The 26,092-nt window shown below is 64.4% G+C and carries 27 protein-coding genes; 3 read left to right on the top strand and 24 right to left on the bottom strand.

The window, feature by feature from the left end; genetic code table 11:
- The 10 genes from AC19YT_RS10200 to AC19YT_RS10155 all read right to left on the bottom strand — a co-directional run.
- On the bottom strand, positions 1 to 235 hold a 235-nt coding region (locus AC19YT_RS10200; protein WP_500610180.1), incomplete at its 3' end, for a hypothetical protein.
- A 313-nt stretch (positions 236 to 548) separates the two neighbouring features.
- A complete protein-coding gene (locus AC19YT_RS10195; protein WP_500610179.1) occupies positions 549 to 2,126 on the bottom strand; it encodes a flagellar hook-associated protein 3 in 1,578 nt (525 codons plus the stop codon).
- 14 nt (positions 2,127 to 2,140) lie between these two features.
- Positions 2,141 to 4,198: a flagellar hook-associated protein FlgK gene (gene flgK, locus AC19YT_RS10190; protein ID WP_500610178.1), complete on the bottom strand. Its 2,058-nt coding sequence runs from the start codon at positions 4,196 to 4,198 to the stop codon at positions 2,141 to 2,143.
- A 10-nt stretch (positions 4,199 to 4,208) separates the two neighbouring features.
- Positions 4,209 to 5,480: a flagellar assembly peptidoglycan hydrolase FlgJ gene (gene flgJ / locus AC19YT_RS10185; protein WP_095106976.1), complete on the bottom strand. Its 1,272-nt coding sequence runs from the start codon at positions 5,478 to 5,480 to the stop codon at positions 4,209 to 4,211.
- Positions 5,481 to 5,489: 9 nt separating this feature from the next.
- Entirely contained in the window at positions 5,490 to 6,599 is a 1,110-nt protein-coding gene (locus tag AC19YT_RS10180; protein ID WP_095106974.1) for a flagellar basal body P-ring protein FlgI, read from the bottom strand.
- Positions 6,600 to 6,614: 15 nt separating this feature from the next.
- The gene (flgH, locus tag AC19YT_RS10175) at positions 6,615 to 7,310 is read right to left on the bottom strand and encodes a flagellar basal body L-ring protein FlgH (protein ID WP_095106972.1); all 696 of its coding nucleotides are present in this window, start codon (positions 7,308 to 7,310) and stop codon (positions 6,615 to 6,617) included.
- Positions 7,311 to 7,361: 51 nt separating this feature from the next.
- Complete coding sequence (gene flgG, locus AC19YT_RS10170; protein ID WP_095106970.1) at positions 7,362 to 8,147, bottom strand: flagellar basal-body rod protein FlgG; 786 nt, start codon at positions 8,145 to 8,147, stop codon at positions 7,362 to 7,364.
- A gap of 45 nt (positions 8,148 to 8,192) precedes the next feature.
- A complete protein-coding gene (locus AC19YT_RS10165; RefSeq protein ID WP_095106968.1) occupies positions 8,193 to 8,933 on the bottom strand; it encodes a flagellar basal body rod protein FlgF in 741 nt (246 codons plus the stop codon).
- A gap of 467 nt (positions 8,934 to 9,400) precedes the next feature.
- A complete protein-coding gene (locus AC19YT_RS10160; protein WP_176465042.1) occupies positions 9,401 to 10,768 on the bottom strand; it encodes a DNA recombination protein RmuC in 1,368 nt (455 codons plus the stop codon).
- Between the two features lie 175 nt (positions 10,769 to 10,943).
- Positions 10,944 to 11,267: an SEL1-like repeat protein gene (locus AC19YT_RS10155; protein ID WP_095106964.1), complete on the bottom strand. Its 324-nt coding sequence runs from the start codon at positions 11,265 to 11,267 to the stop codon at positions 10,944 to 10,946.
- A 946-nt stretch (positions 11,268 to 12,213) separates the two neighbouring features.
- On the opposite strand from AC19YT_RS10155, the gene AC19YT_RS10150 reads away from it, so the two are divergent.
- The 3 genes from AC19YT_RS10150 (at position 12,214) to AC19YT_RS10140 (ending at position 14,621) form a co-directional block, all read left to right on the top strand.
- Complete coding sequence (locus AC19YT_RS10150) at positions 12,214 to 12,438, top strand: hypothetical protein (RefSeq protein ID WP_007898912.1); 225 nt, start codon at positions 12,214 to 12,216, stop codon at positions 12,436 to 12,438.
- A 277-nt stretch (positions 12,439 to 12,715) separates the two neighbouring features.
- Positions 12,716 to 13,198: a hypothetical protein gene (locus tag AC19YT_RS10145; protein WP_500610177.1), complete on the top strand. Its 483-nt coding sequence runs from the start codon at positions 12,716 to 12,718 to the stop codon at positions 13,196 to 13,198.
- Between the two features lie 148 nt (positions 13,199 to 13,346).
- Entirely contained in the window at positions 13,347 to 14,621 is a 1,275-nt protein-coding gene (locus AC19YT_RS10140; RefSeq protein WP_500610176.1) for an OmpP1/FadL family transporter, read from the top strand.
- A 66-nt stretch (positions 14,622 to 14,687) separates the two neighbouring features.
- Here the strand turns inward: AC19YT_RS10140 and AC19YT_RS10135 are convergent, their stop codons facing one another.
- The 14 genes from AC19YT_RS10135 to cobO all read right to left on the bottom strand — a co-directional run bounded on the left by AC19YT_RS10135 (position 14,688) and on the right by cobO (position 26,050).
- Positions 14,688 to 15,239 carry a glutathione peroxidase gene (locus AC19YT_RS10135; protein WP_095106958.1) on the bottom strand — a complete coding sequence of 184 codons (552 nt, stop codon included), beginning with the start codon at positions 15,237 to 15,239 and terminating at the stop codon, positions 14,688 to 14,690.
- Positions 15,240 to 15,295: 56 nt separating this feature from the next.
- Positions 15,296 to 15,418, bottom strand: coding sequence for a hypothetical protein (locus tag AC19YT_RS10130; RefSeq protein WP_256576493.1), 123 nt, complete (start codon positions 15,416 to 15,418; stop codon positions 15,296 to 15,298).
- Positions 15,415 to 16,605, bottom strand: coding sequence for an MFS transporter (locus AC19YT_RS10125; protein ID WP_176465041.1), 1,191 nt, complete (start codon positions 16,603 to 16,605; stop codon positions 15,415 to 15,417). Before AC19YT_RS10125 ends, AC19YT_RS10130 begins: the two co-directional genes overlap by 4 nt.
- Before the next feature lie 60 nt (positions 16,606 to 16,665).
- A complete protein-coding gene (locus AC19YT_RS10120) occupies positions 16,666 to 17,070 on the bottom strand; it encodes a MarR family winged helix-turn-helix transcriptional regulator (RefSeq protein WP_095106951.1) in 405 nt (134 codons plus the stop codon).
- Positions 17,071 to 17,141: 71 nt separating this feature from the next.
- Positions 17,142 to 17,873, bottom strand: coding sequence for an adenosylcobinamide-GDP ribazoletransferase (locus tag AC19YT_RS10115; protein WP_500597556.1), 732 nt, complete (start codon positions 17,871 to 17,873; stop codon positions 17,142 to 17,144).
- A gap of 2 nt (positions 17,874 to 17,875) precedes the next feature.
- Positions 17,876 to 18,451: an alpha-ribazole phosphatase family protein gene (gene cobC / locus AC19YT_RS10110; RefSeq protein WP_095106943.1), complete on the bottom strand. Its 576-nt coding sequence runs from the start codon at positions 18,449 to 18,451 to the stop codon at positions 17,876 to 17,878.
- Positions 18,448 to 19,500, bottom strand: a complete 1,053-nt coding sequence (cobT, locus tag AC19YT_RS10105; RefSeq protein ID WP_500610175.1) for a nicotinate-nucleotide--dimethylbenzimidazole phosphoribosyltransferase — start codon at positions 19,498 to 19,500, stop codon at positions 18,448 to 18,450. The genes cobC and cobT overlap by 4 nt, the downstream gene beginning before the upstream one ends.
- The gene (gene cobU, locus AC19YT_RS10100; RefSeq protein ID WP_095106939.1) at positions 19,497 to 20,018 is read right to left on the bottom strand and encodes a bifunctional adenosylcobinamide kinase/adenosylcobinamide-phosphate guanylyltransferase; all 522 of its coding nucleotides are present in this window, start codon (positions 20,016 to 20,018) and stop codon (positions 19,497 to 19,499) included. Before cobU ends, cobT begins: the two co-directional genes overlap by 4 nt.
- A gap of 65 nt (positions 20,019 to 20,083) precedes the next feature.
- Complete coding sequence (locus AC19YT_RS10095) at positions 20,084 to 21,535, bottom strand: cobyric acid synthase (protein ID WP_500610174.1); 1,452 nt, start codon at positions 21,533 to 21,535, stop codon at positions 20,084 to 20,086.
- Positions 21,532 to 22,524 (bottom strand): threonine-phosphate decarboxylase CobD, encoded by a 993-nt coding sequence (gene cobD / locus AC19YT_RS10090; protein ID WP_095106935.1) that lies wholly within the window; start codon positions 22,522 to 22,524, stop codon positions 21,532 to 21,534. The genes AC19YT_RS10095 and cobD overlap by 4 nt, the downstream gene beginning before the upstream one ends.
- On the bottom strand, positions 22,517 to 23,425 hold the full coding sequence (gene cbiB / locus AC19YT_RS10085) for an adenosylcobinamide-phosphate synthase CbiB (protein ID WP_500610173.1): 909 nt from the start codon (positions 23,423 to 23,425) through the stop codon (positions 22,517 to 22,519). Before cbiB ends, cobD begins: the two co-directional genes overlap by 8 nt.
- Positions 23,422 to 24,072 carry a 5,6-dimethylbenzimidazole synthase gene (gene bluB, locus AC19YT_RS10080; RefSeq protein WP_095106931.1) on the bottom strand — a complete coding sequence of 217 codons (651 nt, stop codon included), beginning with the start codon at positions 24,070 to 24,072 and terminating at the stop codon, positions 23,422 to 23,424. Before bluB ends, cbiB begins: the two co-directional genes overlap by 4 nt.
- Complete coding sequence (locus AC19YT_RS10075) at positions 24,069 to 25,445, bottom strand: cobyrinic acid a,c-diamide synthase CobB (protein ID WP_095106929.1); 1,377 nt, start codon at positions 25,443 to 25,445, stop codon at positions 24,069 to 24,071. Before AC19YT_RS10075 ends, bluB begins: the two co-directional genes overlap by 4 nt.
- Entirely contained in the window at positions 25,439 to 26,050 is a 612-nt protein-coding gene (gene cobO / locus AC19YT_RS10070) for a cob(I)yrinic acid a,c-diamide adenosyltransferase (RefSeq protein ID WP_500597564.1), read from the bottom strand. The genes AC19YT_RS10075 and cobO overlap by 7 nt, the downstream gene beginning before the upstream one ends.
- Positions 26,051 to 26,092 lie beyond the last annotated feature (42 nt).

Below are 26,092 nucleotides of genomic sequence, written 5' to 3'. Positions count from 1 at the left end.
TGCGGGCGCGGCCATCGTTGAGGGCCAGTTGCAGGGTCACGGCCGTGCCCGGCAATTGCTCGATATCCAGAGAAGCGGCAGGGCTCAGGCAGTCGAGGGTGAACGCCAGGTCCTGATTGATCGCCTCGGTGCCCTGAAACCGTGCCACCAGCAAGGCATCGGTCAGCACGGTGTGTAGTTGCAGCAGGCGGTTACGCTGGGAAAGCAGCTCACGCCATAGGAGTGTCTCCATCATTTCAACCTCGCAAACAAGCAAGGCGCGATGGTAACGACGCCGATTCCGGCTAGAAATCAGACTAAACGGACGCGATAAGTGGGAATCGGCCTACGACTGTTCAGGCCCTTAGCGGAGATGGCGGCAGGGCGGCTGCCGCCAGAGGTGCATGACGGCCCAATCGCGGGCGAGCGGAGCACCGCCCGGCCGCTCCCACAGAGGCTCCTCACACAGAAGCTCTTTCACCGGGAGGAGGTGAGTATCGCAACGCCCAGAACAAAACCGGCCAGCCCTGGTGTCAGGGCCGGCCGGCAGTGGTGCGTCACGCGAAGGGTCAGAGCTTGTTGAACAGGCTCAACTGGGAGATTTTCACGAACGCCAGTTGCGAGGCTTGCAGCATCGCCTGCTGGAACGCCAGGTCGATGGAGGCGGTGCCGATGTCGGTGTCCGCGATGGCCGATTGGGAGCTTTTGTTGGCCAGGGTCTGGCTGGTGTTTTCCGTCTCCTGGATGGTCAGGGAATTGAGGCGCGAGCCGATAGCGCCGCGCACGGTGTCTACCTGGGTGCTGGCGTTGGCCAGGTTGGAGATAGCGGCATCCACGGCGTCCTTTTGCTTGGCCTGGGCCAATACGTCACCATCGGTGGGCACTTCCAGGGCCTTGCGCAACTGCGCCAGGGTGTCCAGTGCGCTCTGGCTGCGGTGGCTATCGGAACCTACGGCAAATTGGTCGCCGTTTTCGGGAACGCCACTGATCTCGAACTTGACGCCCGCGACCGTAATCGAGCTGCCCGTCATGGTGCCATCGGCAATGGGCTTGCTGTCGGGCCCGTAAGGCTGGGCGTAGACCTTGTAATCCGGGGCCGTGGTGAACTTGATGACCGCGCCGCCACTGGGGAACCCGGCCACATAGTCGGCCTTGTTATCCACCGCCGCACCCGTGACCTGGGCCGTGGAGGTGTTACTGGGCGTGCGCGAGACGTTGAAACTGTCCGGCTTGGTCGCAAGCTGGAAGATATGGTCCTTGACGGCCGCATCCGGGTCGATATCGGTGTCCTTGAGGTTCAGGCTGATGTCGAACTTCACGCCACGCAGCTCAATGCTCGAGGCCCCTTCCTTCTTCGCGTCGAAGAGGCCATTGCCCGGAATCTCCGAGGTCACGTCCGCCCCGCTGGCCCCTTTCACGGTGTACTGGGTGCTGCTGGTGAAATGCACCGTGTACGGCTCGTCGGAAGCGAAGCTCTTGGTATAGGCATTGGTGGAGGTCATCAGGCCGGCCGAAATCAACACCTTGTCGTCATTGACCGACAGCGGGTCCTTCACCACTTGGGTGCGGCCGGAGTTGATCGCCACTTCCAGAATGTTTTTGCCGGTGTCGTTGCTGGCGATTTTCAGCGTGTCCGACACTTGCAGGCTCAGCTCGGTTTCGTCGCCCTGATAGCTGTAGCTGCCATCGTTGTTCAACACATAGGGCGGCGTCGACGTCTTGGAGCCGGAGAACATGTACTGGCCCGCGGAATCCTTGGTGTTGAGCAGGCTCAGGACCTGTTTTTCCAACTCGCCGATTTCACCGGCAATCGACTTGCGATCGGCATCACTGATACCCGCACCGCCCGAACCACCGGCCTTGAGCGCCAGCTCACGGCCACGCTGAATGGCATCGTTGATGCTCACCAGCACGCTTTCTTCGTTGGCCAGGCTGTTCTTCAAGCTGCCGATATTGCCGTTGTACTGGGTCAGCATGTTTTGCTGCTGTTGCAGCAGCAGCAACTTGGCCGCACCCACCGGGTCATCCGCGGCCGACTGCAGGCGCACGCCGGAAGTGACCTGCTCCTGGGTCTTGACCACGTTGGAGAAGTTGTCGGAATACTTGTTCGCCGTGAACTCAAAATACTGGGCGGTAGAAATGCGCATCGTCGACGACTCCCTTAAAGACTGTTAATCAGCGTGCTGAAGGTTTCTTGCGCGGCTTTGATGATTTGCGACGACGCCGTGTAGTACTGCTGGAACTTGAGCAGATCGGAGGCTTCGTCTTCCAGGTTGACCCCGGACACCGAGTTACGCGCAGCCTTGGCGCTGGTCAGGATGGCGTTATTGGCCGCGTTGTCGACGCCGGCCTTGCTGGCATTGGCACCCACCTGCTCGACCAAACGGCTGTAAGAGCTGGTGATGCTGAACCCGGCATTGCCGTTGCTGATGCCCACCGTGGGCTTGTTCTGCAACTCCAGCATGGCGTTGGCGTTGCGGTTATCCGACTTACCTTCGGCGTTGAACTTGACGGTAAAGCCGTCGCCGTCGGCGGGGGCACCGCTGATGGCCGTGTTGAAGGCAAAGGTCCGTGGCTGCGAGGCGGCATCGAGCATCGGCGCGCCGGTTGCATCGCGCATCGGTACGTTGATGGTCAGCGCGTTCTTTTGCCCTGGAATGATGCTGCCACTGCCGATGTCCGCGCCTTTGGAGTCGAACACCTTGTAGCTCTGGGTGCCCGTGAGCGGGTCCGGTTTGCCGAAGGCGATCTTGACCGGCATGGCGTGTTCGATGCCGATGCGCTGTTGCGCCAGGTCCGCGCCGCCGTAGATGTCCAGGGGCAGGGTCAAGGACGGCGCATCCATGATGCCGGTGCCATCGTTGCCAGTGCTGGTGGCCACCAATGGGCCAGCAAACGCCAATTTGTTGGCATCGGTCAATTGCACGCCAATGTTGCTGGCGCCCGAGCGGGTCGGCGACACGGTGAAACTGTCACCGGCCTGCATGGGCCCGGCGCCATCCGGCGCCAACGAAACACCGTCGAACACCAGCGGCGGGTTGGGCGCCGGCAACGCGGAGTCAAACGAGCCCATGGCCTTGCCGTCCGAGCGGGTGACGCTGTAGGCCGTCGGGCTGCTGAAGGTCACTTTGTAGTCGAACACCGACAGCGCACTGGTGTCCTTGATGCTGACGTTCAGGTTGCCGGAGCCGGCGCTGTTGGTCGTAGCACCCTGGCTGCGCTGGGTAATGGCCGTGGCGCTGTTGAGGTTGTTGAACAACGACGTACCGAACTCACCGTTGGCGTCCAGGCCCTGGCCCAACTGGGTGTTGACCGCCCCGGTCACCACCATCGCAGTGCGGCCCAGGTCGTTCATGGCCGGTGCCAGCACTTCATCGCGATAACGCACCAAGCCGCCGATCTTGCCGCCGGTGACCACCGAGGTGATGTCGGCGCTGGTCTGGCCGTAGTTGATCGAGATGTTGTACTGGTTCTTATCGTTGGTCGATGGCGTCGCCGACAAGGTATTGGCGATGCTGCCCAATACCAGGGACTGGCCGGTGCCCAGGGAAATATCGTAGCTGCCATCACGCTCGTGAACCTTGACGCCCACCAGTTCGTTGAGCGAGCGCACCGCTTCGTTACGGGCATCGAGCAGGTTGGCCGGGCCGCTGCCGCCGGTGCTCGACTGCGAGATCTGCAGGTTCAGCGCGGCAATGGACGAGGTCAACTGGTTGACCTGGCTGGTCAAGGTGCCCAGTTGGCTGTTGATGCCTTCGTTCTGCTGGTTCAACTGCGAGGCGATGGAGTTGAAACGGTTGCTCAGGGTCTCGGCGCTGGTGAGCAGCAATTGCCGGGCCGGGACGTTGTCCGGGGTGGCCGCCGAGGTCTGCAGGGCGGAGAAGAAGCCGCTCAGGGCCGTGGTGATGCCGGTGGTCTTGTCCGAGAGCAGTTTGTCCACGGAGCCGATCTGGTCCAGGTACGCCTTGGCGTCGCTGCTCAGGGCCGTGGTGGTCTGCAACTGGCTATCAAGGAAGGAGTTGTAGATCCGGCGCACGTCGGCAAGGGTCGTGCCGCTGCCGATGAAGACGTTGCCGAACTGGTTCGAGGCCGAGCTGACCTGCACGTTCGACTGGCGCGAGTAGCCAGCAGTGTTGGCGTTGGCAATGTTATTACCAACGGTCGCCAAACCTGACTGGCTCGCGTTGAGCCCAGACATCCCGATGTTGATCAAACTCATGGCTCAAACCTTATAAAGTCGTGGTAACACTCGCCGAAGCGTAGTTTTCGTAGCTCTTCATCTGCTTGGCAATCTGCGAGATCTTGCTCGCATAGTTCGGGTCGGTGGCATAACCGGCCTTTTGCAACTCACGCACAAACTGTTCCGGGTTATCGGCCGACTTCAGCACTTCTTGATAACGATTGTTGCTCTGCAACAAGGTCACCAGGTCGTGGAAGCTGTCCTGATAGGAGTCATAGGAACGGAACGCCGCCGTCTCCTTGACCATCGCGCCATTGCGGAACTCGCTGGTGATGGCACGGGCCTGGTCGCCCTTCCAATTGCCCGTGGCCTTGATGCCGAACAGGTTGTGGCTGCTGCTGCCGTCCTGCTGGCGCATGACCGACTTGCCCCAACCGGTTTCCAGGGCGGCCTGAGCCACCAGGTAACGTGGGTCGATGCCGATGCGATCCGCCGCCTGCTGGGCCATGGGCAACATGGTGGCGACAAACTGATCCGCCGAATCGAACGCCTTGCGCGCCGGCGCCAGCGGTGGCTGGGCCACGGCCCGGCCGTAGACCTGCATACGCCCCCCAGGCGCGGCGAAGCTGCGCGCCGCTGGCCAGTCGCCCTTGACCACGCCATCGGCGGCGGCCGTGGCGCGCTCCGGCAACGCGGTGTGAGCCGCAGCGCTGGCGGACGGGACGATCCCGGCCAGCAGGCGATCGGCCATTTTCGGCGGCAAAGCCAGGCGCCGCTGGTTGAGCAGCGCCATGTCGTTGCGCACGCTGCCCGTCTCGCCGCTGGCGGCCACCGTGTGCTCGGCGCGCGAGGCCCACAACGGCCGCTGGCCATTGACCCGGCCCAGCGGCCCGTCAGCAGTGGTGCCGGCGGCAATCGGCGTGGGCACCGCCACAACGGCCGGGGCCTCGGTGCCCGAGGTCAGGCCGGAGCCATCGGCGGGCTTGAGGTTTTTTTCTTTGGACATCTGGCGCATCAGCACATCGGCCAGGCCGATGCCGCCGCCCTCGCGGGACATCGAGACCGCCAGTTGCTGGTCGTACATTTCCTGGTACTGCTTGGCCGCCGCGGTGTTGAGCGGGTTGTCCTGGCCCAGGGTGTCGGTGGCCTTGCGCATGGACTTGAGCATCTCGTTGATGAACAGCGATTCGAATTCCTGGGCCACCTTGCGCAGGTTGCCGTCGCTGTTCTTGTCGCCCACCTTGAGCTGGTTCAAGCGATTGAGGTCCGAATAGGCCCCCGAATCCTGGCTCGACACCACACCGCTCTTACGAATATCCATGGCTGGGCCTCAAATCACGATCAGGTCGGCTTGCAAGGCGCCGGCCTGTTTCAGGGCTTCAAGGATCGCCATCAAGTCACCTGGCGCTGCGCCGACCTGGTTCACCGCCCGCACGATCTCATCGAGGGTGGTGCCCGGGCCGAACTTGAACATCGGCTTGGCTTCTTGCTGGGCATTGACCCGCGAGCGCGGCACCACGGCGGTCTGGCCGTTGGACAGCGGGCCGGGTTGGCTGACGATGGGGTCTTCGGTGATGGTCACCGTCAAGCTGCCGTGGGTGACCGCGGCGGGCGAAACCTTGACGTTCTGCCCGATAACAATGGTGCCGGTACGCGAATTGATGATGACCTTGGCCACCGCTTGGCCCGGGTCGACCTCGAGGTTTTCCAGGATCGACAGGTAGTCCACGCGCTGGCTCGGGTCCAGGGGCGCGGTCACGCGGATCGAGCCGCCATCGATGGCCTGGGCCACGCCCGGGCCGAGCATGTCGTTGATCTTGTCGACGATGCGCTTGGCGGTGGTGAAGTCGGAACGGTTGAGGTTCAGCGTCAGGCTGTTGCCCTGGTTGAAACCACTGGGCACCGCACGCTCCACCGAAGCACCGCCCGGGATGCGCCCGGCCGACGGGACGTTGACGGTGATCTTGGAACCATCACGGCCCTCGGCGTCGAACCCGCCCACCACCAGGTTGCCCTGGGCGATGGCGTAGACGTTGCCGTCGATGCCCTTGAGCGGCGTCATCAGCAGCGTGCCGCCGCGCAGGCTCTTGGAGTTACCGATGGAGGACACGGTGATATCCACTTGCTGGCCCGGCTTGGCGAACGCCGGCAGGTCGGCACTGATAGACACCGCCGCGACGTTCTTCAACTGCACGTTGCCCGAGCCCGGCGGCACCTTGATGCCGAACTGCGAGAGCATGTTGTTGAAGGTTTGCAGGGTAAACGGGGTCTGGGTGGTCTGGTCGCCCGTACCGTTGAGCCCCACCACCAGGCCATAGCCGATCAATTGGTTGGAACGCACGCCCGAAATACTGGCGATGTCCTTGAGCCGCTCGGCGTGAGCGGCCAAGGGAATGCCCGTCAACAACAGGGCCGCCAGCAGGTGCTTGAAATTGCGCATGGGACGTTTCATCACCTAGAAAGGGAACAGCGGGCTGAGGAAGAACCGGTCGAACCAGCCCGGCTGGCTGGCGTCGGCGAACGAGCCGGTGCCCGAGTACGTGATGCGCGCGTCGGCAACCCGGGTCGAGGACACCGTGTTGTCGGTAGCAATGTCGTCGGAACGCACCAGCCCGGCTATACGCACCAGCTCATCGCCGGTGTTGAGGGTCATCCACTTCTCGCCGCGTACCGCAATGATGCCGTTGGGCAGCACATCGGCCACGGTCACGGTGATCGAACCGGTCAGGCTGTTGCCCTGCCCGGCCTTGCTATCGCCCTTGGTGGCGCGGTCGCCGCTATAGCCCACATCCAGGCTCAAATCGCCACCGCCCACCGGGTTATTGGTGTTCAGCCCGCCACCGAACAGCGACGTCAGGCCAATGCCGGTCTTGCTGTTCTTGGCCAATTGGGAGTTGGCGTTTTTGCTGGCCTGGGTCTTCTCGTTCAGGGTGATGGTGATGATGTCACCGACCCGGAACGCCTTGCGGTCGCCGTACAGGTTCTGCTCGAAACCGGCCTGGTAGATCGAACCGTTATTGGCCGCCGCAGGCAAAGGGGTGCGCGGCAACACCGGCGCGTAGTAAGGGTCATTGGGCTTTGGCGGCGGCGCGACACAGCCCGCGAGCACCACGGCCCCACTCAATGCAAGCACACACACAAACCGATTCATGACCCTTCCTCACGGTGTAGCTGGCCCCCTCACGGGCGCCTTAAAGACTGATTACAGATTCTGCGTTACGAACGAGAGCATCTGGTCGGCGGTGGAAATCACCTTGGAGTTCATCTCGTAGGCACGCTGGGTGGTAATCATGTTGACCATCTCCTCCACGGTGCTGACGTTGGAGGTTTCCAGGGTGTTTTGCAGCGTCAGGCCAAAGCCGTTCAGGCCCGGGGTGCCGATCTGCGGCGCGCCGCTGGCGGCGGTTTCCATGAACAGGTTGCCACCGGCGGCTTGCAGGCCGGCCGGGTTGATGAAGTCGGCGGTCTGCAGGTTGCCGATCACCTGGGCGGCCGGGTTGCCGGCGATGGTGATGGACACGGTGCCGTCCTGGCCCACGGTGAAGGTCTTGGCGTCGGCCGGCACGACAATGGCCGGCTCCAGCGCGTAGCCGTTGGCCGTAACGATCTGGCCGTTGGAGTCCAGGTGGAAGGTGCCGTCACGGGTGTAGGCCGTGGTGCCGTCCGGTTGCAGGATCTGGAAGAAGCCCCGGCCGTTAATGGCCATGTCCAGCGGCTGCTCGGTGGTTTGCAGGCTGCCGGCGTTGAAGTTCTTCTGCGTGCCGACGATGCGCACACCAGTACCCACTTGCAGGCCCGACGGCAGTTCGCTGTCCTGGGTCGACTGGGCGCCAGGCTGGCGTTTGATCTGGTAGAGCAGGTCCTGGAACTCGGCGCGATCGCGTTTGAAACCCGTGGTCGAGACGTTGGCCAGGTTGTTGGAAATGGTAGTCAGGTTGGTGTCCTGGGCGGACAGGCCTGTTTTGGCAACCCATAGAGCCGGAAGCATTCGATTCTCCTCGTGCGCCTGTTTTACGGCGCGACGTTGTGGTGATTAGCTGATCTGCAAGACCCGAGCCATGGCCTGGTCGTCTTCTTTGGCGGTGTTCATCATCTTGATGTGCAGCTCGAACTGCTTGGCCAGGGCCAGCACCGAGGTCATTTCCTCAACCGCATTGACGTTGCTCGACTCCAGGAACCCAGACACCAATTGCACATTGGCGTCGGCCGGCGCGGGCTGGCCGTCCTTGGTGTGGATCGAACCGTCCAGGCCTTTGGTCATGGTCTTGAGGTCCGGGTTGACCAACTTGATGCGGTCCACTTCGGCCATCACCCGCGGGCCTTCACCCATGGCGCGGATACTGATGGTGCCGTCCTGGCCGACTTCGATCTTCTGCTCGGGCGGCACGGCAATCGGCCCGCCATTGCCCATCACCGGCATGCCATTGCCGGCGCGCAACATACCCAGGGCGTCGACATTCAGGCTGCCAGTGCGCACATAACCTTCACCGCCATCCGGGGTCTGCACGGCGATCCAGCCATTGCCGCTCACGGCCACGTCCAGGTCCCGCCCGGTTTCCACCAGGGAGCCGGCGCTGAAATCCGTGGCCGGCCGCTCGGTCAGGGCAAAGGCCCGCGCCGGAAAGCTGTCGCCGAACACCGGCATCGAGCGCGCCTGCTCCAGGTCGCGCTGGAAACCGTTGGTGGAGATGTTCGCCAGGTTGTTGGCATGAGCCTTCTGCGCCAAGGCATTCTGGCTGGCGCCGGTCATTGCCACATAAAGGTACTTGTCCACAGTCGTTCCTCTGCATGCCGGACGTTTGCCGCCCACTGCTGTACTGACTGAGCCACAAGCAATTTGCAGACCAACTCACTCTGTGACGCCTCGCGAGCAAGCGCCACGGGGGGATTGGCCGCTGGCAGCCCATTGCAAGGGCCAACACAAAGACGAAAAACCGGCGGTGTTATGCCGCTGGGCGGCAAAGATCGGTGGCTTGAGCGACCCGGGGGGAGTTAATCCTTGTGGGAACGGGTTTGCCCGCGATGGCGGTGGTTGGGCTGTATAGATGCGGCTTGGCAGTACCGGCCTCATCGCGGGCAGGCCCGCTCCCACAGTTGAACAGTGGTGTGGGTGGGATTTTGATCTTTCCTCTGTGGGAGCGAGCCTGCTCGCGATGGCCGCTGAGTGGCGGTGACGAATGGCAGGGGTAATACAGCTGCTCCCACAACAAACTCGGGCCTACAAAAAACCTGCTGCGCGCTCTACTCCGGCAACTCCAGCATCTGCCCATCTTCATCGGTCATGGCCCGCTCCAGCAGGTCGGCCGGCAGGCTTTTGCTGGCGCGGGCGCCGAGCAGTTTGAGTTGTTCGCTACGGCTGACCAGGTTGCCGCGCCCTTCTGTCAGCTTGTTGCGCGCCGAGGCGTAGGCTTTGTCCAACTGCTGTAAACGCCCGCCAATTTCGTCCAGATCCTGGATAAACAGCACGAACTTGTCGTACAGCCACCCGGCGCGCTCGGCGATTTCCCGGGCGTTCTGGCTCTGGCGCTCCTGCTTCCACAGGCTGTCGATCACCCGCAACGTGGCCAGCAGGGTGGTGGGGCTGACGATCACGATATTGCGGTCGAACGCCTCCTGGAACAGGTTCGGCTCGGCTTGCAGGGCGGCGGAAAACGCCGCCTCGATGGGCACGAACAGCAACACGAAATCCAAGCTGTGCAGCCCTTCCAACCGCTTGTAGTCCTTGCCGGCCAAGCCTTTGACGTGATTGCGCAACGACAGCACATGCTGCTTGAGGGCAATCTGGCCGACGCCGTCATCGTCGGCCGCCACGTACTGCTGATACGCAGTGAGGCTGACCTTGGAGTCGACCACCACCTGCTTGTCGCCCGGCAAGAGGATCAGCACATCCGGTTGAAAGCGCTCGCCGTCCGGGCCCTTGAGGCTGACCTGGGTCTGGTACTCGCGGCCCTTCTCCAGCCCGGCGTGCTCCAGCACCCGCTCCAGGATCAGCTCGCCCCAGTTGCCTTGGGTTTTCTGGCCTTTGAGGGCGCGGGTCAGGTTGGTGGCTTCATCACTCAGCCGCAGGTTCAGTTGTTGTAGGCGTTCAAGCTCCTTGCCCAGGGAAAAACGCTCGCGGGCTTCGGCCTGGTAGCTTTCCTCGACGCGCTTTTCAAAGGACTGGATGCGCTCTTTCAAGGGGTCGAGCAATTGCCCCAGGCGTTGCTGGCTGGTCTCGGCAAAACGCTGCTCGCGCTCGTCGAAGATTTTCCCGGCCAACTCGGCGAACTGCGCGCGCAACTCGTCCCGCGAGCCTTGCAGATCGGTCAGGCGTTGCTGATGGCTGTCCTGCTGCTCACGCAACTCGGCCGCCAGGGCGGCAGCCTGGGCGTCGAGGCGGCGCAGTTCGGCGTCCTTGCCGGCGCGTTCCAGGTTCCAGGCGTGGGCGGCATCGCGGGCATTGTCGCGCTCGATCTGTAACAGCTCGACCTCGCGGCGCAGGGCCGCCAGTTCCGCCTGTTTGAGGGTATTGGCCTGGCCCAGGTCGCTGATTTCGTCGCGGGCCGCGTCGAGTTGGGCATTGAGCCCTTCCTGGGCCAGTTGCGCGGTGTTGAGGCGCTCTTCGAGCAACGCCAGGCCAGCCTGGGCGCTGGCGGCGCGGCGCTGGATCTGCCAGGCCAGCACCAACAGCGGCAACCCGGCAGCCACCAGCCCCAGCACGATGCTGATTAAGTCCACAGCCATAGCCACTCCTGCCATCGGGATAAAAGCCGAAGGTTAACCAAGGCCTGGCGCCAGGGACAGCTCAGCCTTCGATTTGCGCCAGTTCTTGCTGGGCGCGCTCATCGCCGGCGCGGGCGGCCTGGCGCAGCAGGTCGTGGCCGATGCGGCGGTCGCGGGCATTGCCGCATTCGCGGCACATCAACTGGCCCAAACGGCTCTGAGCCATCACCACCCCTTCACGGGCCGGTTGCTTGAGCAAACGGCCGGCCAGGTGCTTGACGCTGTAGTTGGCGGCCAGGCGCGGGTTGTCCAGCAGCCACACGGCCACGCGCAAGGTGAAACGGCGAGTTTCGGTAACACCGCTAGGTGCCTGGATAACAGAGTTTGATACTGAGCGAAACTTCATAAAGCACTGTGGGGTAGATCGCAGGGCGCGCCACTCTACTCCTTTTTTCCCACGGGTAAAGCTGAAAAAATTGCGGCACGCCCGTGCTAGAGCAAGCGCCTGGGACAATCCACAGAAGCTGTGGATAACTCAGTGGACAACTGCCCCCGAACCGCCTCAAACCCCCACGGGCCGGGGCTCGCGCTCAAACTGACGATTTTTTCACCAGCAAAAAAAAACGATGTTTTTCATTGACTTAAATTTCCCATGCAGGCAGCACCGGCGCAGCGGGGCCAGGTGACAGCACGGTGACAAGCGGCGCAACTTTTGTGCACAAGTACCCATGAAGCGGTTATATCGGCGCCCCTTTTTAGCTCGCCACGGCGATAATCCCCGCCCCCATCCGCCACCACGCACCACAAGCGCACAGCCAGCCGGCGTGCAGGCAAAAAAACAATTTTGTGCTACCCCCGCCAAGCGCGCCAAACCCACCCTGGCAAGTTTTTTGCCTATCACACTTCCTTTCTCAAATTCAATGCGTTAGTATCCGCGGCGTTAGTACCAAGCTGAAAGTCAATTACGGTCGCACAGTCCCCCGGTAAACCTTCCCTAAAGAGAAGCCTCTACCGACAACACGGGGTCCGACCACCTCGATGGTTTCCAGGTATCACTTACGCCAACACTGCCTTTGAACTGCAAAGGGTGCTGCGAAGTTTTCATACTCTGACCGAACCAACCTGCAAATTGATCAGGATCTTCACCCTGGGCCCAGAACCTTTGCCCTTGATGTGCTGCCTGCCCTCCTAAGTACCTACCTGCCAGCCCAAGCGCGCCAATTAATTGCGCTCTCCACTGGCTGCTTTGTTCCAGTCGGGTTCTTCGTTCGACCAATGGTGGTCGACGTTACTGGAACGTTTTAACGTTGCACGGTTCTTAACCGTGTCATTTGTAGGAACACCTAATAACTATGTCGACTCAAATCCATACTCAGGATGCCATTCGCACCCTAACCAATGCTTTTGCACCTATGAACTGCCTCATCATGGCAGCACGCAAAGGCTGTTTCAGCTTCACGCTGGTCAACGAACACGGTATCGCCCGTCACAGCGAACGCCTGTACCCCGACCAGTACTCCAGCGCCGAGCCGCTGCAGGCCGTGATCGAGCGTACCCGTCAGGCACTGGTTGCCTGATACGCCGTAAAGGCTGAAACACCCAAAAGCCTCGCCTTAAAAGCGAGGCTTTTTATTGCCCGCACACTTTGCCCGATCGTTGGACAACTAAGATCGAACAGATATATCGGTTATAACTCGCCGCCAGAAATGTTGTTAAAACAGGCCTTTACAGCCGCAATATGACACTACACTTCAACTCAAGCGGCATGATCCGCTTGCGGCGAGCCTGATCCTCCCTTCCCTGCTGCCAAGCGCCATCAGGCATCGCCGCCCACCTTTCGGTTCCGAGGGTTTTATGGGTATCGCCGCCAGCGAACTGTGCCGCTACGTGATTCGTCCGACCCTGCTTTACCTCGGGGCCCACAGTCAAACCGCAGAAACCCTGCTGCTGGGCATCGCCGCCAGCCAGTCGGCCCTCGGCACCGCCCTGCACGACCGCCGCGGCCATGGCCTGTACCGCATCGCCGAACCCCGCCACCGCGCCCTGTGGGACCACTACCTGGCCCTGGACCCGGAGCGCGCCAGCCTGGTACGCGGCCTGGCCAGCCAACATGCCTTCCTCAGCGGCCCGCACCTGGAGCTAACGGTCAACCTGCGCTACGCCACCGCCATTGCCTGGCTGTTGGTAGAAGAACAACAGGCCGTACTCCCCGAACCCGACGACCTTTTGGGCATGGCCCGTATCTGGCGTCAGACGTTTCAACCCCAGGGTCGCCTGCGGGATTTCACCCGTGCCTGGCACACCTGCATCGCCCCTGCCAGCCAAATCGCCTGCTAATCGGGCGTTTTGCAAGATTGCATGGAACGCGCTGGGAAAATGGTCGGATTGTCCTACAAAACCGCTCTAACTCAAGCATTACAGCGCTATAGCGCTTGAGCGAAAATGTTGGTAATTTCCGCCCCGGTGATTTCCAGGAGTTCTAATAATGAAAAAAGTAATGCTCAAATCCAGCCTTAGCCTTGCCGTCATGATGGCGTCCACGCAGGTCTTCGCCAGTGGCTTTGCCATCAACGAACAGAGCATCAGTGGCATGGGTACTGGTTTTGCCGGGCGTTCGTCCATCGCTGACGACGCCAGCACCGTTTTTGGCAACCCTGCCGGTATGTCCCGCCTCAAGCGTGAACAAGTCACCGGCGGTATCGCACTGCTCGACGCCCACACCGATATCAGCGATGTCAGCGCCAGCCACCCCGGCTCCAGCAAGGGCGACATGGTGCCGTTCATCGGCGTGCCCATGGGTTACTACGTCAAACCCATCGACGACCACTGGACCTTCGGCCTGGGCATGTATGCCCCATTCGGCCTGGTCACCGACTACGAAAGCGGCTTTGCCGGCCGTTATTTCGGCAGCAAGAGCGACGTCAAGGTCATGACCTTGCAGCCCACCGTGAGCTACGCCTTCAACGACCAGGTGTCGATCGGTTTCGGCCCGACCATCAACCGCATCACCGGTGCCCTGGAGTCCGCCCTGTCGGTGACCCCGGCCGCCGCGAACATCCCCGATGGCAAGGTCAAGATCAAGGGTGACGACGTGGCCCTGGGCTACAACGTGGGCATTCTGGTACAGGCCACCAACAGCACCCGCGTGGGCCTGACCTACCACTCCAAGGTCAAGTACAAGCTTGAGGGCGACACCAAGGTCAACTACGGCGTGCTGGGCCTGATCGGCCAGAAAGCCAGCCAGAAGTACGACGCCTCCCTGAGCCTTGAAACCCCAGAGTCGGTGGACTTCTCGGTGACCCACGCCCTGGACGACCAGTGGACCCTCTACGCCGGTTCCACCTGGACCCGCTGGAGCCGCCTCAAAGAAATCACCGTGGAAAACAGCGGTGTACCCGGCGCATTGGCCGGCCAGTTCGGCGAAATCACCGAAGAACAGAACTGGCACGACACCTGGGCCCACGCCATCGGCGCGTCGTACCAGTTGAACAAGCAATGGGTGCTGCGCACCGGCCTGTCGTTCGACCAGGCACCGACCAACAACACCAACCGCTCGCCGCGCATCCCCACTGGCGATCGCAAGATCCTCAGCATCGGCGCTGGTTGGAGCCCGACCGACGACCTGACCATCGACGTGGCGTACTCGTACCTGCGTGAAGAATCGGTGCGGGTCGACGACAACAACGGCCGCCAATCCTACAAAGCCAAGTATGAGAACTCGGCCAACGGTTTTGGCGTAGGCGCTACCTACCGCTTCTGATAGGCCGCCGCGTACAAAAAAGCCCCGCGCTCTTACACAGAGGCGGGGCTTTTTCGTGGCCGGCGATCAGGGTTTGGAGGCCAGGGCCTGCTCCACGGCCTGGAGGAATTCAGCGTTGTCCGGCTTGGTCAGGCTGGAAAAATTGGCAATTACCCGGCCCTGGCGGTCCACCACGTACTTGTAGAAATTCCACTTCGGCGCGCTGCTCTGTTCGGCCAGGACCTTGAACAGATGGGTGGCATCGGCGCCGCGCACGTGCTGCGGCTCGGTCATGGTGAAGGTCACGCCGTAATTGACGTAGCACACCTTGGCCGTCTCGGCGCCGTCCTTGGCTTCTTGCTTGAAGTCGTTGGACGGCACGCCGATCACCTCCAGCCCCTCGCCCTGGTAACGCTGGTACAAGGCTTCGAGGCCTTTGAACTGCGGGGCGAAGCCGCAAAAGCTCGCCGTGTTGACCACCACCAGCGGCTTGCCGGCGAAACGCTGGCACAGGTCGATGGTTTCCTTGGCATGCAACTTGGGCAGCGAGCCCTGCAACAGCGGCGCGCATTCCCCCGCCAAGGCCGAGCCGCCCATGGCCGCCAAGAGGGCGGGAACCGCAAGCCAGCGCATCAGCATGGTGAATGTCCTTTGAAAAGTCGTTGGAGGGTGACGTTACTCGCCCTCCCGCGCCTCTAGCAAGCGCCCATGCCCAGTTGCATCAACGCCAGGCCACCCTGGTGCCAGCCCCACCAGGCCAGGCCCAGCAACAGCGCCGCCAGGGCCAGAGCCACACAGGTGCGCAGCACTCGCTTCATAGCGCGACCTGCAAGCGCGCCACTGGGCGCTCGCGCACCGGCCAGTTGAGCGCCGCCGCCAGCAGGCTGAGGAGGATCGCCACCTGCCAGATCAGGTCATAACTGCCCGTGCGGTCGTACACCACGCCGCCTAGCCAGCCACCGAGGAACGAGCCCAATTGGTGGAAGAGAAAGACAATGCCGCCAAGCATCGACAGGTTGCGCACGCCGAAGAGTGTGGCCACGGTGCCGTTGGTCAGCGGCACCGTGGACAACCACAAAAAGCCCATGGCCATGCCGAACAGGTAAGCGCTGACCTGGGTTACCGGCAGCCACAGGAACAGGCCGATCACCACCGCGCGCAGCAGGTACAGGCCCGTGAGCAGGCGTGGCTTGGACATCCGCCCGCCCAACCACCCGGCGGTGTAGGTGCCGAAGATATTGAACAAGCCAATCAGCGCCAGCACCGTGGTACCGGTGGTGGCGGGCAGGTGCTGGTCCACCAGGTAGGCCGGCAGGTGCACGCCAATGAACACCACTTGAAAGCCGCAAACGAAAAACCCCACCGCCAGCAGCCAGAACCCGGAATGGGAACACGCCTCGCGTAGCGCTTCGCCCAGGGTCTGTTCATGGCCCAGCAGGGGCAACGGCTTGTCCTTGAGCATGCTCACCAGCGGCACGATCAGCGCCACCAGCAGGCCCAGCACGAGCAAAGCCGCCGACCAGCCCAGCCAACCGATCAGGCCCAGGGTGCCGGGGAGCATGGCGAACTGGCCGAAAGACCCGGCAGCACTGGCGATGCCCATGGCCAGGCTGCGTTTCTCCGGCGCCACGGCGCGCCCCACCACGCCGAGAATCACTGAGAACGAGGTGCCCGACAGGCCCACGCCAATCAGCAAACCCGCGCTCAGGGACAGGGTCAGCGCCGAGTCGGACAAGCCCATGCAGATCAGCCCCACGGCGTACAGCACGCCGCCGATCAACACCACTTTGGCCGCGCCGAAGCGGTCGGCCAGGGCGCCGGTGAAGGGTTGGGTCAGGCCCCAGATGAGGTTTTGCAGGGCGATGGCGAAGGCGAACACTTCCCGGCCCCAGCCAAAATCGGCGCTCATCGGCGCCAGGAACAGGCCAAAGCCGTGCCGCACGCCCAAGGACAGCGCCAAAATCAGCGCGCTGCCCAGCAAAATCCAACCACTGGTTCGCCACATCGTTGTCATTTTTATTCTCCAGTCGCGGGTATATACCCGCTTATCAACAAACAAAATCGCTTAGGCGAGTTCGTCCAGCAAGGCCAACAAGGTTTCGCGTTTTTCTGCGCCCAGTCGTTCGATCAAGCGTTGCTGCGCCGCTTCCCATGCCGGCAGGGCCGCTGCCAGTCGTTCGCGCCCCGCTTCGGTGAGTTGCACGACGCGGTTGCGCTGGTCTTCGCCCTCCACCAGGGTCACCAAGCCATCACACTCCAGCACCCGCAGGTTGCGGCCCAAAGTGCTGCGGTCCAGGCCCATGGCCTGGGCCAGGTTGGAAATGCTCGGCTGGTCCAGACGTTGCAGGTTACAGAGCAGGGAATACTGGGCGACGTTGATCCCGAAGCCATCCAGGGCGCCGTCGTAATGCCTGCTGACGCCACGGGCGGCGCGACGCAGGTTGGTGCACAAACACTGAGAAGGAAGCATGGTGCGTGTATATACCCGCAGTCCGGCAAAAGCAACGAAATGATTCAGCGCCGGCCGCGCCGCCGCCCCGTTCAAAACAGCACCCAACCCACCAGCACCGCCATTTCCAGCAGCTCCAGCAGTGCCCCGGCGGTATCGCCCGTGGTGCCACCCAAGCGCTGGATCATCACCCGGCGCAGCCATACGAACAGCAGCGCCGCCAGCAGCACCGCCAAGCCGCCGGGGATACCGCCCAGCGCCACACACGCCACACCACTGGCCACCAACACCTGCTGGCCGACCTGGCGCGGCACGTGGTCGGCCAGGGCCTGGCCCAAACCGCCGGCACGCACGTAGCGGGTGGTGAGGAACAGCGCAAGCAAAGCGCTGCGGCCGATCAACGGCGCCACCACCAGGGCCATGGCGCCGCCCTGCTCGATCAACGCCACCAACGCGGTGAACTTGAGCAGCAACACCAACCCCAGGGTGACCACGGCAATGGGCCCGCTGCGCGGGTCTTTCATGATCTCCAGGGTGCGCTCCCGGTCGCCAAAACCGCCGAGCCAGGCATCGGCGCTGTCGGCCAGGCCATCGAGGTGCAAGCCGCCGCTGAGCACCACCCAGGCCGCCAGCAACAGCGCCGCGTGCAGCAATAATGGCGTACCCGCCAGCAACCCGTGCAGCCCCCACAGCACCGCGCCGAACAGCAAGCCCACCAGCGGATAAAACAGCAGGGAACGCCCCAACTCTTGCGGCGCGGGCATGCCCGGCAAGCGGATCGGCAGGCAGCTGAGAAATTGCAGGGCGATCCAGAACGCCAACATGCTCAAGCCTCCTCGTGCAACACAGCGTCAGCCTCGACCCGCAAGGCGAACAGCGCGCCATGGGCCACTTCGACGTTAAGCAATTGCTCGCGGGGCAAGCCCCGGGCGCGGGCCAGCAGCAGGCGCATCACCCCGCCGTGGCTGACCAGCAACACCCGCTGCCCGGCGTAGGCGCGGTGCAAACGCTGCACCGCCGCCAGCACCCGCGCGGCGAACTGCGTCACCGGCTCGCCCTCGGGTGGGGTGAAGGCGTAAGGGTCGCTCCAGAACAGGCCCAAGCCTTCGGCGTCGGTTTCCATCAGCGCCGCCGCGCTGCGCCCTTCCCAGGCGCCAAAATGCAGTTCTTGCAGATCGGCTTCCAGGTGCACCGGCACACCGAGGCGCGCGCCCAGTTCTTCGGCGAAACGGGCGCAGCGTTGTAGCGGCGAGCTAAGCACTCGGTCCCACGGCCCCTGGGCCTGCACCGCCGCGCGCATCTGCGCCCAGCCGTGCTCGGTCAGGGCGTCGTCGAGGCTGCCGCGCAAGCCGCCGCCCAGCTCGGTTTCGCCGTGGCGCAGCAGGTCTAGGCGCAAGGTCATGCCGGGCGATCCGCCACGGCGGCTTCGGCGAAGGTTGCCATTTGCCCGTGCAGGTCGCAGGCCAGGCGCAGCAACGGCACCGCCAGCGCCGCACCGCTGCCCTCGCCCAGGCGCAGGCTCAGGTCCAGCAACGGCTCAGCCTGCAAGGCCTGCAGCACATGGCGATGGCCCGGCTCGGCACTGCGATGGCCAAACAGCAACCACGGCCGGCAGCCTGGGTTCAGGCGCACGGCCACCAGGGCCGCGACGCTACAGATAAAGCCGTCCACCAGCACCGCGATGCCTTCCTGGGCGCAGGCCAGGTAAGCGCCCACCAGCGCTGCCACTTCAAAACCGCCCAGGTTATAGAGGGTCTGCAACGGGTCGCCGCGCTGGGCGGGGTGCAGGGCCAGGGCCCGTTCGATGACCACGGCTTTGTGGCTGACCCCCGCCGCGTCCAGCCCCGTGCCGGGCCCGGCCAAGTGGCTCACCGGGCAATCGAGCAAGGCGCAGGCCAGGGCGCTGGCGCTGGTGGTGTTGCCGATGCCCATTTCGCCACCAATCCACAACTCGGCGCCCGCCGCCCGCGCCCGCAGCACGCTGTCGCGCCCCGCCGCCAGGGCCTGCTGGCCCTGGGCCGCGGTCATGGCTGGGGCCTTGGCGAAATTCGCCGTGCCCGGCCCCAGGTTGAGGTGGCGCACGCCCGGCAGGTTCAGCGCCGGGTCGATGGTGCCCAGGTCGACCACCTCCAATTGCGCCGCCAGTTGCCGCGCCAACACGCTGATGGCTGCGCCGCCGCTGACGAAGTTGTGCAGCATCTGCCCGGTCACCGCTTGCGGGTAGGCGGACACGCCCTCGGCCACCACCCCGTGGTCGCCGGCGAAAATCGCGATCCACACCTGCTGCACCGCAGGTTTGAGCCGCCCTTGCAGCGCCGCCATCTGCACCGCCAACGCTTCGAGCTGGCCCAGGGAGCCGGCCGGCTTGGTCAATTGCTGCTGGCGCGCCAGGGCTTGCTCGCGAGCCTGGGCGTCGGGGGTGCGGCACGGGTTCAGCCACCATTGCTTCATAAGGGGGTTCCTTTCAACGTCAGGGGTAGCCCGGCGACGGTCAGTACCACGCGCTGGCAACGCTCGGCCAGGGCTTGATGCAGCCAACCGGCCTCGTCGACATAACGGCGCGTCAGCTCACCCATAGGCACCACGCCCATGCCGGTTTCGTTGCTGACGAAAATGATCTGCCCCGGCAAGGCGCCGAGGCAGTCGAGCAGGTGTTCGCGCTCCTGGGCCAGGCGCGCGGGGTCGTCCTGCATCAGCAGGTTGGTCAGCCACAGGGTCAGGCAATCGACCAGCAGGCAAGTGTCGGCGCGGGCGTTGTCGCGCAGCACCCGGGCCAATGCCAGGGGTTCTTCGATCAGCCCCCAGTGGGCCGGGCGGCGCTCGCGGTGATGGGCAACGCGCGCGCTCATTTCGCCGTCCAGGGCTTGGCTGGTGGCGATATAGGTCACCGCCAGAGCGCTGTCGGCAGCGAGTTTTTCCGCCAGGCGGCTTTTGCCGGAACGGGCGCCGCCGAGGATCAGTTGGTGCATAGGGCTTTTTCCTTTAAAGGGGGTGTGGTGACGGGCGCTATCGCGAGCAGGCTCGCTCCCACCACTCAAACCTCGCATAACTCGCGCAACAGGCCGGTATCCAAATGCTGTTCCACCATGTCCGCCAGGCGTTCGATATCGCGCTCGCGCAGGGCGTGGTAGTCCACCTCCTGCACCTGTTGCACCCCAGCCCAGCGCAGCAGCGCGGCGCAGGCTGGGGGGGCTTCAAAGAGGCCGTGCAGGTAGGTACCCAGAATCTGCCCATCGGCACTGTGGGCGCCGTCGCGACGGCCATCGTCCAGGTGCACGGCGGGGTGTTCCAAGGCCGCGCCGGTGGTCACCCCGGCGTGGATTTCGTAACCGCTGACCGCCGCGTTCTCCAGGGCCAGGTGGCCGCGCACGTTGCGCAGTTGCTTCTCTTGCTCCAGCACCGTGTCGAAGGCCAACAGGCCCAGCCCGGCACTGGAACCCGGCGCGCCTTCCAGGCCCAAGGGGTCGTGGAGCTGCTGGCCGAGCATCTGCAAACCGCCGCAAATGCCCAACAGCTTGCCGCCGTAGCGCAGGTGGCGGCGGATGGCCGTGTCCCAGCCGTTGGCGCGCAGGTACGCGAGGTCGCTGCGCACGCTTTTGGAGCCGGGGAGGATTATCAGGTCTGCCGCCGGGATAGCCTGGCCGGGGCCGATGAACTGCAAATCCACCTGGGGGTGCAGGCGCAGCGGGTCGAAATCAGTGTGGTTGCTGATGCGCGGCAGCACCGGCACCAGCACCTTGAGCACCTGTTCGGCCTTGTCGGCCTGGCGTTGGTCGATGCCGTCCTCGGCCTCCAGGTGCAGGTCCATCACGTAGGGCAGCACGCCCACCACCGGTTTGCCGGTGCGAGCCTCAAGCCAATCCAGGCCCGGTTGCAGCAGGGCGAGGTCGCCGCGAAAGCGGTTGATGATGAACCCCTTGACCCGCGCCTGTTCGCTGGCCGAGAGCAGCTCCAGGGTGCCAACCAAATGGGCGAACACGCCACCACGGTTGATGTCGGCGATCAGCAGCACCGGGCAGTCCACCGCTTCGGCAAAGCCCATGTTGGCGATGTCACCGGCACGCAGGTTGATTTCCGCCGGCGAGCCGGCGCCCTCCACCATCACCACCGGGTAGGCCGCGCTCAAACGCTGGTGGGAGGCCAGCACCGCTTGCATCGCGATGGCCTTGTAGTCGTGATAGGCCACCGCGTTCATGCTGGCGACCGCCCGGCCATGGATGATGACCTGGGCGCCCGTATCGCTGTTGGGCTTGAGCAGCACCGGGTTCATGTCGGTGTGGGGTTGCAGGTTCGCAGCCTGGGCCTGCACCGCTTGGGCGCGGCCGATTTCGCCGCCATCGGCGGTCACTGCACTGTTGAGCGCCATGTTTTGCGGCTTGAACGGCACCACCGCAACGCCTTGGCGCACCAGCCAGCGGCACAGCGCGGTGACGAGGGTGCTTTTGCCAGCATCGGAGGTGGTGCCCTGCACCATCAGGGTGGTCATGGGTTTTCCTGGGTGTAGGCGGCAAAGGCCTGATCCAGGCGCAGCCAGTCGGCCTCTTCCCCTGGCAGGCCAAAGCGCAGGCTGCTGTCGTGGGCGAACAGGCGCAGCAAAATGCCGCGCCGCGCCATGAAATCCTGTACCTGCGCGGCGTGCTCGGTGCGCAGCCACTGGAACAGCGCGCAACCGCCCTGGGGCGCAAAGCCGTGTGCTTCCAGCAGCTGGGCCAGGCGTGCGCTGGCCACTTCGCTACGCTGGCGCTGGCGGGCGTGGCCAGCGCTGTCGGCCAGGCACAATTGCCCCAGCACCCGCGTCGGCCCGGCCACTGCCCAGGGCCCGACCTGATCGGCCAGCAAGCGCAGCAGTTTGCGCTCGGCCAGCACGAAGCCCAGGCGCACCCCGGCCAAACCGAAGAACTTGCCGAACGAACGCAGCACGATCAGCCCAACCTGGTGCGCATGCCCGGCCAGGCTCAGGTGCGGGGTGTTGTCCATAAAGGCTTCGTCCACCACCAGCCAGCCGCCGCGCTGGGCCAGGCGTGCGTGCCAGTCCAGCAGGCGCTCGGGGGGCAGGCTCAGGCCCGTGGGGTTGTTGGGGTTGACCACCACCAGCACGTCGAGTTGGTCGATAAAGAAGTCGACTTCAGCCTGCGACACTTCCCGCACGATGTAGCCGCCACGGCGCCACGCCTCGGCATGTTCGGCATAGCACGGCGACAGCACGCCGACCTTGCCCACGCGGCGCAAACGCGGCAGCAATTGGATCGCCGCTTGCGAGCCGGGCACCGGCAGCACGTGGGCGGCGCCGTAGTAGTCGCGGGCAGCTTGCTCCAAGCCATCCTCGGTTTCCGGCAGGCGCGCCCAGGCCCGCAGCGGGATCGGCGGGATCGGCCAGGGCCACGGCGCCAGGCCGCTGGAGAGGTCCAGCCACTCGTCTTGGGCAATGCCGTATTGCGCGCAGGCTTTGCGCAGGCGCCCACCGTGTTCAAGCATAGAATTCGGCCCCCATGCACAAGATCAGCAACCACAGCCACACGCCGCGCTGCACCAGTTGCCAGCCACGGTCGATGGCATCGGCGTCGGCCGGTGGGCCTTCGCCCAGGGTCGGGCGCTGGTGCAACTCGCCGTGATAGACCGCCGCGCCGCCCAGCTCCACCCCCAGGGCACCCGCGCCGGCAGCCATTACCGGGCCAGCATTGGGGCTGTCCCAAGTAGGGCCTTGCGTGCGCCAGCATTTAAGCGCCAGGCGTGTTTTGCCCAGTAGCGCGTAGGTCAAGGCGACCAGCCGCGCGGGAATGTAGTTGAGCAGGTCGTCGATTTTTGCCGCCGCCCAGCCGAAGCGCTCGAAGCGTTCGTTGCGATAGCCCCACATGGCGTCCAGGGTATTGCTCAGGCGATACAGCACCACCCCCGGCGCGCCGGCCACGGCAAACCAGAACAGCGCGGCGAACACCGCGTCGCTGCCGTTTTCCAGCACCGACTCGGTGGCCGCCCGGGCGACGGCAGTGTCGTCCAGCTCGGCGGTTTCGCGGCTGACCAGGTAGCCGACGCGTTTGCGCGCCTCTGCCAGGTCACCGGCGCGCAGGGCCTGGGCCACTGGCGCCACATGCTCGCCGAGGCTGCGCAGGCCGAGGGCGCAGTACAACGCGAGGACTTCCACCAGCCAACCGATGTAGGGCAGCCACGACAAAGCTGTAGCCGCCAGGGTCAAGGGCAGCACCGCCAGCACCCACGCGGTCACGCCGTGGCTACGCCAGCCGCGCCCGGCGGCATTGAAACGCCGCTCGATGCGCTCGGCGAACGCGCCGAACGCCACCAGCGGATGCCAGCGTCTGGGCTCGCCCAGCAACGCATCCAGCGCCACCGCGGCGGCACTCAACAACGCCACACTCATTGACTCACTCCCCATTGGTTCTCAAACAACAACTCACTCAACGGCCGGGCCTGGGCCCAGCCTTCGAGCACCAGCATCGGTGCTGGATAAAATGCCTCCACCGGCCCCAGGCACAGCACCGCCAAGGGCTTGGCCCCGGCGGGCAGGCCCAGCAGGTCGGCCAGGGCCTGGGGCTCGAACAGCGACACCCAGCCCAGGCCCAGGCCTTCGGCGCGGGCCGCCAGCCAGAGGTTCTGGATGGCGCAAGACAGCGAGGCCAGGTCCATTTCCGGCAAGGTGCGGCGGCCGAACACGTGGCGCTCGCGGTCATCGCTCAGGGCCGCCACCAGCACTTCGGCGCAGTCGTTGATGCCTTCGACCTTGAGCTTCATGAACTCACTGGAACGCTCACCCAACGCCTCGGCGGTGCGCACCCGTTCCTCTTCCACCAACTGCTGGATGCGCCCGCGCAGCGCCCGGTCGCTGATGCGGATAAAGCGCCAGGGCTGCATCAGCCCCACGCTGGGGGCGCAATGGGCGGCTTCGAGCAAGCGGCGCAGCAACGCCGGCGCCACCGTGCCGCCGCTGAAGTGGCGCATGTCACGGCGCTCGGCGATGGCGCGGTAGACGGCGGCGCGGTCGGCCTCTGGGAAGGCGTTGTCGGTCATTGGCTTATCGCGAGCAGGCTCGCTCCCACAGGAGTTTCACCGGCCTCTGTGGGAGCGAGCCTGCTCGCGATAGCGGTCTGGGGCATAAACAAAGCCGCCACCGCCCGCGGGTTGGACGGAAAGTAAAAGTGCACATAGGAGGCCGTCATCCGCCCGTCCCGGTACACCGCTTCGGCGCCGCGCCCGCCGTTGGGGCTCAGGCCCCGGGCGATGGGGGCCAGCGTGGTGGTGGTCAGCGAATGGTGATAGGTGTGGCCACGCAGGCTGCCTTCGGGCAGGTCCACCGTTTGCAGGGCCAGGGCCGCCAAGCGTTTTTGCATCACCGCAGCGCCCGGCAACAGGCCCAGCAGCGGTGCACTCACGCCTTCGACGTCCGTGAGGGAGTCGAGCAGATACAGCATGCCGCCGCACTCGGCCAACAACGGTTTGCCCGCGCGGTGGTGGGCGCGGATAGCCTCCAGCATCGGCGTGTTCTGCGCCAACGCGACGTGGTGCAACTCCGGGTAACCGCCGGGCAGGTAAAGGCTGTCGGCCTCGGGCAACCCGCTGTCATGAATAGGTGAGAAGAAGTGCAACTGGGCGCCCATCGCCCGCAGCAGGTCGAGGCTGGCGCCATAGGTGAAGGCGAACGCCTCGTCCCGCGCCACGGCGATGCGCACGCCGGCCAACAACGGCTCGGCAACCACCGGCTGGGGCGCGGCGAAGGCCACGGCGGGCGGCAGGGCCACTTCGCAACTGCTGGCCAGAGCCGTGGCGGCCGCGTCCAGGCGCAGGTCGAGGTCGTTCAGTTCACTGGCCTGCACCAGGCCTAGGTGGCGGCTGGGCAGCTCGATGCCCGTCTCGCGGGACAACGCGCCGTACCAGCGCAGGCCTTCGGTGAGGCTGCCTTCGAGCAGTTGCGCATGGCGCAGGGTGCCGACGCGGTTGGCCAGCACCCCGGCAAAGGGCAGGTCCGGTTGGTAGCGCGCCAGGCCCAGGGCCAGGGCGCCGAAGGTCTGGGCCATGGCGGTGCCGTCGATCACGCCCAGCACCGGCACGCCGAAGTGGCGCGCCAGGTCGGCACTGGAGGGCGTGCCGTCGAACAGGCCCATGACGCCTTCGATCAGGATCAGGTCGGCCTCCCCCGCCGCTTCCCACAACAGGCGACGGCTTTCCTGCTCGCCCACCATCCACATATCCAGTTGGTACACCGGCGCACCGCTGGCACGCTCCAGAATCATCGGGTCGAGAAAGTCCGGGCCGCATTTGAACACGCGCACCTGGCGCCCCTGGTTACGATGCAGGCGCGCCAGGGCGGCGGTGACCGTGGTTTTGCCCTGGCCGGACGCCGGCGCCGCAATCAGCACGGCCGGGCACTGGCGCACACTCACAATTCGATGCCTTTTTGCGCCTTGATGCCGGCCTGGAAGGCGTGCTTGAGCAGGCCCATTTCGGTGACGGTGTCGGCCAGCTCGATCATTTGCTCCTTGGCCCCACGGCCGGTGACCACCACGTGTTGCATCGGCGGGCGGGCCTGCAGGTCGCTGAGCACTTGGTCCAGGTCCAGGTAGCCGTGCTTGAGGGCGATGTTCAGTTCATCGAGCACCACCAGGCCAATGGCCGGGTCGCTGAGCAACTGGCGCGATACCGCCCACGCCGCTTGGGCGGCGGCGATGTCGCGCTGGCGGTCCTGGGTTTCCCAGGTGAAGCCTTCGCCCATCACGTGAAAGCGCACCTGCTCGGGGAAACGGCGGAAAAACAACTCCTCGCCCGTGCTGTTGCGGCCCTTGATGAACTGCACCACGCCGCACTGCATGCCGTGGCCCATGGCGCGGGCGAGCATGCCGAACGCCGAGCTGCTCTTGCCCTTGCCGTTGCCGCTGAGCACCAGCAGCAAGCCGCACTCGTTGGGCGAGTTGGCGATGCGTTCATCGATCACGGCTTTTTTGCGCAGCATGCGCGCCAGGTGGCGCTCGTCGCGTTCGGGGGAATCGGTCATGGGGCAGCTCTCCGTTGGGGCTGGATAACGGCGGGCAGGAAT

The organism is Pseudomonas sp. MF08875 (assembly GCF_059862525.1).
The sequence above is the reverse complement of the archived record's forward strand: the minus strand, read 5'-3'. Positions and strand labels throughout refer to the sequence as shown.

Coding starts and splice junctions, on each gene's coding strand:
- cobT (WP_500610175.1), bottom strand. CDS start 19,500: ATGAAGCAATGGTGGCTGAACCCGTGCCGCACCCCCGACGCCCAGGCT.
- AC19YT_RS10115 (WP_500597556.1), bottom strand. CDS start 17,873: ATGTTGGCGTTCTGGATCGCCCTGCAATTTCTCAGCTGCCTGCCGATC.
- AC19YT_RS10195 (WP_500610179.1), bottom strand. CDS start 2,126: ATGCGCATTTCTACCGCCCAGTATTTTGAGTTCACGGCGAACAAGTAT.
- AC19YT_RS10095 (WP_500610174.1), bottom strand. CDS start 21,535: ATGACCACCCTGATGGTGCAGGGCACCACCTCCGATGCTGGCAAAAGC.
- AC19YT_RS10150 (WP_007898912.1), top strand. CDS start 12,214: ATGTCGACTCAAATCCATACTCAGGATGCCATTCGCACCCTAACCAAT.
- AC19YT_RS10180 (WP_095106974.1), bottom strand. CDS start 6,599: ATGCGCAATTTCAAGCACCTGCTGGCGGCCCTGTTGTTGACGGGCATT.
- AC19YT_RS10145 (WP_500610177.1), top strand. CDS start 12,716: ATGGGTATCGCCGCCAGCGAACTGTGCCGCTACGTGATTCGTCCGACC.
- cbiB (WP_500610173.1), bottom strand. CDS start 23,425: ATGAGTGTGGCGTTGTTGAGTGCCGCCGCGGTGGCGCTGGATGCGTTG.
- flgK (WP_500610178.1), bottom strand. CDS start 4,198: ATGAGTTTGATCAACATCGGGATGTCTGGGCTCAACGCGAGCCAGTCA.
- AC19YT_RS10120 (WP_095106951.1), bottom strand. CDS start 17,070: ATGCTTCCTTCTCAGTGTTTGTGCACCAACCTGCGTCGCGCCGCCCGT.
- flgJ (WP_095106976.1), bottom strand. CDS start 5,480: ATGGATATTCGTAAGAGCGGTGTGGTGTCGAGCCAGGATTCGGGGGCC.
- AC19YT_RS10155 (WP_095106964.1), bottom strand. CDS start 11,267: ATGAAGTTTCGCTCAGTATCAAACTCTGTTATCCAGGCACCTAGCGGT.
- AC19YT_RS10140 (WP_500610176.1), top strand. CDS start 13,347: ATGAAAAAAGTAATGCTCAAATCCAGCCTTAGCCTTGCCGTCATGATG.
- cobO (WP_500597564.1), bottom strand. CDS start 26,050: ATGACCGATTCCCCCGAACGCGACGAGCGCCACCTGGCGCGCATGCTG.
- flgG (WP_095106970.1), bottom strand. CDS start 8,147: ATGCTTCCGGCTCTATGGGTTGCCAAAACAGGCCTGTCCGCCCAGGAC.
- bluB (WP_095106931.1), bottom strand. CDS start 24,072: ATGACCGACAACGCCTTCCCAGAGGCCGACCGCGCCGCCGTCTACCGC.
- AC19YT_RS10125 (WP_176465041.1), bottom strand. CDS start 16,605: ATGTGGCGAACCAGTGGTTGGATTTTGCTGGGCAGCGCGCTGATTTTG.
- flgH (WP_095106972.1), bottom strand. CDS start 7,310: ATGAATCGGTTTGTGTGTGTGCTTGCATTGAGTGGGGCCGTGGTGCTC.
- cobD (WP_095106935.1), bottom strand. CDS start 22,524: ATGCTTGAACACGGTGGGCGCCTGCGCAAAGCCTGCGCGCAATACGGC.
- AC19YT_RS10135 (WP_095106958.1), bottom strand. CDS start 15,239: ATGCTGATGCGCTGGCTTGCGGTTCCCGCCCTCTTGGCGGCCATGGGC.
- AC19YT_RS10130 (WP_256576493.1), bottom strand. CDS start 15,418: ATGAAGCGAGTGCTGCGCACCTGTGTGGCTCTGGCCCTGGCGGCGCTG.
- cobU (WP_095106939.1), bottom strand. CDS start 20,018: ATGCACCAACTGATCCTCGGCGGCGCCCGTTCCGGCAAAAGCCGCCTG.
- cobC (WP_095106943.1), bottom strand. CDS start 18,451: ATGACCTTGCGCCTAGACCTGCTGCGCCACGGCGAAACCGAGCTGGGC.